Annotated in this window: 6 protein-coding genes; 1 reads left to right on the top strand and 5 read right to left on the bottom strand. The window is 36.0% G+C overall.

Annotated elements, in window-relative coordinates; all coding sequences use genetic code 11:
* Positions 1-43 precede the first annotated feature (43 nt).
* The 4 genes from B3P23_RS00780 to B3P23_RS00765 form a co-directional block, all read right to left on the bottom strand.
* Positions 44-1594, bottom strand: a complete 1551-nt coding sequence (locus B3P23_RS00780; RefSeq protein ID WP_045753308.1) for an FMN-binding glutamate synthase family protein — start codon at positions 1592-1594, stop codon at positions 44-46.
* Between the two features lie 215 nt (positions 1595-1809).
* A complete protein-coding gene (locus B3P23_RS00775; protein WP_293923660.1) occupies positions 1810-2574 on the bottom strand; it encodes a Rossmann-like and DUF2520 domain-containing protein in 765 nt (254 codons plus the stop codon).
* Positions 2574-5045: a heme lyase CcmF/NrfE family subunit gene (locus tag B3P23_RS00770; protein WP_248755646.1), complete on the bottom strand. Its 2472-nt coding sequence runs from the start codon at positions 5043-5045 to the stop codon at positions 2574-2576. Before B3P23_RS00770 ends, B3P23_RS00775 begins: the two co-directional genes overlap by 1 nt.
* Positions 5046-5066: 21 nt before the next feature.
* The gene (locus B3P23_RS00765) at positions 5067-5477 is read right to left on the bottom strand and encodes a cytochrome c maturation protein CcmE (protein WP_045753311.1); all 411 of its coding nucleotides are present in this window, start codon (positions 5475-5477) and stop codon (positions 5067-5069) included.
* A 322-nt stretch (positions 5478-5799) separates the two neighbouring features.
* Here B3P23_RS00765 and B3P23_RS00760 point away from each other — a divergent pair, with 322 nt between their 5' ends.
* Positions 5800-6723, top strand: a complete 924-nt coding sequence (locus B3P23_RS00760) for a lipid A deacylase LpxR family protein (RefSeq protein ID WP_293923654.1) — start codon at positions 5800-5802, stop codon at positions 6721-6723.
* On the opposite strand, the gene B3P23_RS00755 is transcribed toward B3P23_RS00760, so the two are convergent.
* Positions 6712-7962 (bottom strand): dicarboxylate/amino acid:cation symporter, encoded by a 1251-nt coding sequence (locus tag B3P23_RS00755; protein ID WP_293923652.1) that lies wholly within the window; start codon positions 7960-7962, stop codon positions 6712-6714. The genes B3P23_RS00760 and B3P23_RS00755 overlap by 12 nt on opposite strands.
* Positions 7963-7997 lie beyond the last annotated feature (35 nt).

Below are 7997 nucleotides of genomic sequence, written 5' to 3'. Positions count from 1 at the left end.
ATCATAAGACCCCTGCTGTTTTTTATACCTTTTGCTGTTTTATTTAAAACATTTTTGCTTCAAAATCGGTGTGACTTTCGATCAGGCGTCCTTCTCTTCCAAAGTAGATGTCTTGAAAACTTAACGTATTGACCGCATCAACTTTTCTGAAAAACTTGTCAGCACTGACATCAGATAAAGTTTTGAAACCACAAGCTTCCATAATTTCTACTGTCGCACGTAAAGTATTGCGGTGAAATTGTGCGACACGTACATATTTATCATTGACATCTAATCCTTTGTATAGATGTGGCTGTTGTGTTGCAACACCAACAGGACAGGTATCTTCGTTACATTTTAAAGCTTGAATACAGCCTAATGCAAACATCATACCTCTTGCACTATAACAAGCGTCTGCTCCAAGCGCAATGACTTTTAATAAATCGAAACCGGTCACGATTCTACTGGATACTAGTAGTTTGATATGTTTCTTTAAGCCAAATGCAATAAGAGTTTTTGTTACAAATGCTAATGCATCATATAACGGCATACCTAGATTATCTGTAAATTCAAGTGGTGCAGCTCCGGTCCCACCTTCAGAGCCATCAATAGCAATGAAATCAGGGAAGATCTGTGTCGTTTGCATAGCACGGCAGATTTCGATAAACTCTTGTTTGTCACCGATACACATTTTGAATCCTACAGGTTTGAAATCACTTAATTCCTTCATTTTATAAATGAACTCCATCATTTCAATAGGATTTGAAAATGCACTATGTGCCGGTGGAGACATCACATCTGTCCCCGGAATGACGTGACGTATCGCCGCAACCTCAGGAGTATTTTTAGCTGCAGGTAGGATACCTCCGTGGCCAGGTTTTGCTCCTTGGGAGATTTTCAACTCGATCATTTTGATATTTGGACGAGCTGTTTTTTCTCTAAAAAGTTCAGGATCAAATTTACCATCATGGGTTCTACATCCAAAATAACCTGTACCCACTTGCCAGATCAAGTCACCACCACTGTTATGATATTCACTGATACCACCTTCACCCGTATTGTGTGCGAAATTTTGTAGTTGAGCACCTTTGTTTAAAGCTGTAATGGCTGTTTTACTCAATGCACCATAACTCATGGCAGAAATATTAAAGACGCTTAAATTATAGGGATGTTTACATGATTCATTTCCTACTACAGTCCGTAAATCATGATTTTCAATATGACAAGGAAAGACAGAGTGTGCAGCCCATTCATTTCCTACAGTTTGGGGATCGGTTTGCATACCGAAAGCAACGGTCTCTCTTTGATTTTTTGCACGTTGGTAGACTATTGAACGTTGACGTCTGTTAAAGGGACGGCCATCGGTGTCAGATTCCCAAAAATATTGACGTAATTCTGGACGAATAGACTCAAAGAAATATCGGAAATATCCTACTAAAGGATAATTGCGTAAAATAGCATGTTTATGTTGGAAACTATGATATATAGCTACAAATAAAAGAGGCATTGGAATGACTAATAACCAAAACCACTGTGGTGTAAAAATAAGACCAAAGGAGATTATAATCAAATTGATTACAGTCATGGTACCAAGAATTAATTTTCTAACGGTCATAATTTAAATAATATTTAGACTCTACTTGAATAAAATTTGATCATTGACCAATCAAATGTGTTGGACTGGCGTGATTCATTTTTTTATGTTATTATACTTTCAAATATTGAACCAATGTTCGATTTTGACAAAGCAAAAGTACTAAGTTACTTGTTGTAAACGAAAATTATTGGCAGGTATGAAGAAGATTTAAAATCTTGGTAAAGAAATGATATTTAGCTTTTTCTTTTCACAATCTCTTGTGATAATAGTTGATAGATTTGTTTCCAATCATCCTGTTCTCTGATAAAATTTAAATGCTTTTTTATCGTTATTTTGTCATTTCTAACAGCAGGTCCGGTTTGAACCTCTTTTGGAATCTTTGTTTGTACTTTTTTTGCTGTTTCAAGAATAATCGGTCGTACTAAATCAAAGGGTAAATCATGCTTTTGCAAAAGTTCATAGCTGATCTGGAAAAGTGCATTCGTAAAATTATTAGCAAATACCGATGCCACATGAATCGCTAATCTTTGACTTGTGCTACATGCAAAAGATTTAGGCGCTATGGTATGGATGAGTGTTAATAGAGTGTCCTGTGTTTTCGGTGTATTCCCCTCAATACAGAATGGAATCTGGCTGAAGTCCGAATCTTCATTTTTAGAAATTGATTGAGGTGGATAAATGACTCCGTAATGTTTAAACTGATGTAATACGTCCATCTCAGTTGCTCCAGAGCAGTGTACAACAATGCCTGATACATCTGTTGGAAAATCTACGATCAAGGAACTGATCGCTTGATCTGATATGGCTATCACATATAAATCTGCATCTCTTTGCATTTCAGATATCGCGCTTATGCTGTTCGCATCTACAGCAAAGGCCAATGCTTGTGCATTGGCCTTTTGTCGACTGAATATTTGTTTTATTTTGTGACCTTGATGATGAAAGTTTTGTGCAAAATGAGTTGCTACATTTCCACTTCCTAAGATGACAATATCCATTAGCTTTGTTTTTTATCTAATCGTTTTGCTTCACTATTTCTTCTAAATATAGACATGAAGAATCCGATTGACATCACGATTGTCCCACACCAGAAGAAATTAATATATGGGAATTTAATTGCTTTGAAAACAATCCATTTTTTCTCTGGTAATGGTTTTTGATAGACCATAATTTCTAGCTTATCTTTTTTAGGCAAGATATTCGAAAAACGGAACCGTAATCCTTGTTCGTTCACATCCTTATTAAAATCGTAAGAAGTACCGTCTTTAATTAAGAATATAGGCTCTACATGGTACTCTTTGTTGTCAGAAGCCACCACTTTAATTTTCAACCCGACGATCACATCTTTATCTCCTTTTGGGATATTCTCTAAGTGTGCGTTTCGATTCACCCCTTCAATAACGAAAAATCCATTTCTATAACGGAGTGTATCGCCTACGTTAGCCTCATAAGTTGCAGGTTCTTCATAATCTTCAAAACCCGTTTTTTGTTCGGCAGGAATATTCGCATTTTTTGCCTGCTGATCCGAAGCCGCAGCTGTGATCAGAGTGTAAATATCATGAGTAAAGTAATGTTTAGTTGCTGGAGTACCAATCAATCCTCCCATTTTTTCATTATTTTGAGCAAATGGCATCAGTACAAATGAACTTTCGACTTTTCCACTTTCTTCATCAATTTTTTCGTATTTTATTTTATAAAATACATTAGGTTGAGCAACACTATCACCGATATAGGTAATACGGTAATCACCCATTTGAACAGGCTCTCCCTCTGTTAAAAACAAGTTATCTCCAGGTTTCTCCACTTTATCAAACCCTGATACCGCGATATAACCGGTGTTATTGATGGAGATGACTTCGTTTGTAGAAGCAGCTACCATAGCTCCAATTAATAGCAGTCCAAAGCCAATATGTGCTACAGACGAACCCGCTAATTTCCATTTCCCTTTTATAGCATCGGCTAATACACGGATATTAGCAAGAATACAGAATAAAGAAGAGAAAGTAATCAATATGAAAATGAGGTTTGTATATGTTTTAGTGATATAAGAAACGACAGCAGTCAATACAACCGCAACGATTAAGGAGGCAATAGTAGATGCGAAAAATTTTCTAGGATCTGTTTTTTTATATTTTAAAAACTGAGTAATAGATGTTAAAATCATAATAATAACAGCAAAACCTGATTGCCATTTATTATAATGTTGGATAGGATCTAAAGGAGGAGCCACTTTGGTTCCAAAAATAGCATTAAAGACGGGGATTGATGTGGACGAAATCATTTGAACACAGGCTACAGTCAGTACTAAAGCGCCGATGAACAACCAAAATTCTCTAGAATAGATATCTTCCTCCTTTTGTGTTGTGGGCATATGTTTTTTCCGCACTACCAAGGCTACAACCATAATGACAAAGAATGTGGCATTAAATGCGATCAACTGTCCGTTTAAACCAAGATCTGTAAAGGAGTGAACAGATGTTTCTCCAAGAATACCACTTCTTGTTAGATATGATGCATAGATAACCAGTACAAAACTCACCAATGCTAAAAATGTAGCAGTGAAATAAGAATGACCGGAGTTTTTGTATGCGATCATGACATGGACAGCAGCAATTAATGTAAACCAAGGAATAATAGAAGCATTTTCTACTGGATCCCAAGCCCAAAAACCACCAAAGTTAAGGGCTTCATACGCCCAAAAAGAACCCATAATAATACCTACTCCCAAAATCATAACCGCAAAAAGCGCCCATGGCAATGCAGGTGTGATCCATTCTTTGTAACGTTTGGTCCAAAGTGCTCCAGCTGCGTATGCAAAAGGAACAACCATAGAAGCAAACCCTAAGAATAGTGTAGGAGGGTGGATCACCATCCAATAATTTTGTAATAATGGATTTAAGCCTCGACCATCGGGAATTAAGGAAAGATAATCAGCTTGACTGAAAATTGGGCCTTCAATAGCCTCTCGTAATAAGATAAAAGGCGAACTACCGAAGTGAAATCCAAAAATTTGAACCCCTACGATCATCGAAGCCAAGAATACTTGACACAACATGATAAAGGTCATCACGGGACCTTCCCAATCCTTTGCTTTAAACAGTAGAACTGATCCTAATACACTTTGCCAAAACATCCAAAGCAAAAAACTACCTTCTTGACCTTCCCAAAAACTGGAAATGATATAATGCGTTGGAAGTGCTTTCGAACTATGGGCCCAAGCATAATGATATTCAAATAAATGATTGTATATGATGTAAAATAATGTCGACCCAATTGCAAGAATTGAAACGGCATTTATCCAAAAGGAGATCCTAGCGATCTTTAACCAAGATTTGTCCTCTTTATTCGTATTAGTTGTCGCAAAATAATAACTGATGAAAGAAAGTAGTGCTGTTCCAAATGAGAGAATAACGAAAAATTGACCTATTTTTCCAGGCAATAGATTCTCGCCTACGTAGTTTACGTCCATTTATGAGGTGATTATGAAATATTATTTATTAAAAGCTACTGCGTTCGTTTCGATAACTTCAACCTGATCTTGGTTGTATTTTGAAGGGCATTTCATCAAAATTTTTGATGCGTGAAATACATCGCCATCCATTTTTCCTGTTAACACGATCTGTTCTGAACGTTCGATATCTTGTGGTTTTGAACCATTGAATACCACGACGCATTCAGTACTATCGTTGTCATACATGTAAAATGAAAAGTGATTAGCATTTGTTTTTGGATCGTAATGCAACGCTTTTTCTTTATTAAGTACACCTACAACATAGAGCTCTGTCTTTTTCTCTTTCGCTTCAGTAAAAGTTGAATATGTACTTGAATCTGTGTAAATAACAAGAATCATAGCAATAGCAACAGCAATGATGGCGATTAGAACAATGGAACTTTTTTTCATTCGAGTAATTTTTTAATGTTCATGATCATTTATGAACAGTTATTCATGTTTATTGATGAGCTGATTTAAGCTCATGAAGGTTTCATTCTAAAAAATTTAACACCTTATCGGCTACAAAATTACAAATAGATTGGCGAAGTAACTAAATTTGCAACTCTGATAGTTTATTTATAACCTTTCTAAATAATTATTTGTTATCGAAAACATATCTTTAAATGATTCTGCACGAGATAGCTAGAATCTTGTTAAATATTTTTAATTTAGTTTATATCTTAATTTTTACAATCAGTTGAATAACATCAAAATAATTATTCTGTCTTTCATGTATGTATGTTTAGCAATATGTAGTGTCAAGCATTCATGGTCACAAACAAAAAATATACGGCATGAAGTTGTTATTCAAAATGATAATGATGTTTATTTGCTGACTTCTCAGGATCGTTATTATACAAATGGAATTAACATCAACTATCGATTGGGGCTAAGGTCGGATACTTCTCGACTAAAAAATCGGGTACTGGATATAGAATTTGGACAAAAAATGTACAATGGGATTAACTTATATACGACAAAGTCTTTACAGTGGGATCGTCCTTTTGCCGGTTATTTATATTTGTCCGGAGAATTGAATCAGTTTTATAATGATGATCAAGTATTAAGTTTAAAAGTAGAATTAGGTCAAGTTGGCCCACTTGCAAAAGGAAAGGAAGTCCAACAAGTAATTCATCAAGTATTTAAGATGTATGAAGTTTCAGGTTGGGATCAGGAAATATCGAATGCTTTTGGAGTTGATCTTGGTGTGAAATATCAAAAATTAATTTACAGATCGATAAACAATAATTTTGAAATATCTGGTGTGGGCTCTAGTACATTAGGGATGAATCATATCAATGCGCATGTAGGGTTGCCTATACGCTGGGGAAGCTTACGCTCATTCAGTCATTCGGTTTTTACAAAGGGGCATGTGCAAAGCACGAGAAACGATCGCGAATTATTTTTATACTACGTACCTGCTGTTTATTTTAATGGTTATAATGCCACTATTCAAGGTGGGTTGGGGCATCAAGACATCAACAAAGGACAATATCAGATTGAAAAAATCATCTATAGCCATAAAATCGGTTTTATGCTCGCAAACGGTAGATCATCTTTAGGACTATCCTATGTATTTCAATCGCGTGAGGCAAAAGAGATGCTTTATAAAACACATCAATACGGTACTATATTTTATGGATTAAGATTCTAAGGAATCTACGGCTGCCACCTGAAATTTATTGCCCGTAAATTTTGTTACAAGCATGCTCGCTACCGTATCCCCTGTTGCATTTAAGATGGTAGCTAAGGGGTCAACTAACGTTCCGATTATCATAACTGCAGGAACAGCTTCAATAGGTAGGCCAAGAACTGAAATCATAAGCATTTCGCCAATATATCCACCATTTGGAATTCCTCCAGCGACAACGCTTACCAGTACAGTAATACCAAGTGCTGTGATGAGCGTAGTAGGATCAAAGAAATCTTTCCCTATGAGTAGAAAAGCAACATATATTTTAAAAATAGACGATATACTCGAACCTTGTTTATGCAAGGTTGTTCCTAATGGGATGACAACATTTGCGATCGCATCTGGAATTCCAATATTTTTTGCGGCAAGTAAATTCGCGGGCATCGTGGCCAAGCTGCTACATGAACCTAACGCAGTCAATGTGGGTACAATATTGTTTTTCCAGAATGACGTTAGACCGTATTTTCCATTAGAAATAAAAGCAAATACGCTAAAACCCAAAATGAAATAGAGGGTACCAAAAAGGTAGTAAAGACCTAGAGGTTTAGCATAGAAACCAAATAATTGTGGACCTAAGCTACTCACTTGATAGGCAAAATATGCGCCTAAACCTAAGGGTGAAATTTTCATGATTAAAATCAGTAAATTCTTCATTACCTCGTTTCCACCATTCAAGAAGGCGAGAAAAGGTTGTGCAGCGGTACTGGATTTTCGAGTGGAAATGCCAACCAAAAATGAAAATATAACGAGGGCGAGCATATTTTCCCTGGAGAGTAATTTTCCAAATTCTGAAACCGTAATAAAGCGAACCATTTTATCGCTCCAGGTATCATCAGGATTGTTGTCAAGCAGATGAGCCCCATCGGCTACATGTGGAGCCTCCAAAGGAAAAAAATAAAGTACCGCAATAGTTGCGCAAGCGGAAATTAAAACCCCCATTAAAAATACCATACTCATCGTACCAATTATCTTTCCTAACTGGTTTGTACCTTCAATATTGGCTACTGAGGAAGAAATAGCGAAAAATACTAAAGGAATAACCGCTACAAATAGTAAATTAAGAAAAATATCACCTATAGGTTTGATATAAACCACCACTTGGGGTAGATATATTCCTAAAATACTACCTAGAAGAATACCTACAATCAGTAGGATGATATTCCCATAATTTTGGAGGAATAAATTGATTGAATATGTCATTGTGAAGACTAAATTAGTTTTTTTTCTAATATGTT

The organism is Sphingobacterium sp. UBA6320, assembly GCF_002440335.1.
Classification (GTDB): domain Bacteria; phylum Bacteroidota; class Bacteroidia; order Sphingobacteriales; family Sphingobacteriaceae; genus Sphingobacterium.
Note: the sequence above shows the minus strand (reverse complement) of the source record. Positions and strands in the feature narration are given on the sequence as shown.

What these genes read in the sequence shown, in the direction of transcription:
- B3P23_RS00765 (WP_045753311.1), bottom strand. Translation starts at nt 5,477, where the DNA reads ATGAAAAAAAGTTCCATTGTTCTAATCGCCATCATTGCTGTTGCTATT.
- B3P23_RS00775 (WP_293923660.1), bottom strand. Translation starts at nt 2,574, where the DNA reads ATGGATATTGTCATCTTAGGAAGTGGAAATGTAGCAACTCATTTTGCA.
- B3P23_RS00770 (WP_248755646.1), bottom strand. Translation starts at nt 5,045, where the DNA reads ATGGACGTAAACTACGTAGGCGAGAATCTATTGCCTGGAAAAATAGGT.
- B3P23_RS00780 (WP_045753308.1), bottom strand. Translation starts at nt 1,594, where the DNA reads ATGACCGTTAGAAAATTAATTCTTGGTACCATGACTGTAATCAATTTG.
- B3P23_RS00760 (WP_293923654.1), top strand. Translation starts at nt 5,800, where the DNA reads ATGTATGTATGTTTAGCAATATGTAGTGTCAAGCATTCATGGTCACAA.
- B3P23_RS00755 (WP_293923652.1), bottom strand. Translation starts at nt 7,962, where the DNA reads ATGACATATTCAATCAATTTATTCCTCCAAAATTATGGGAATATCATC.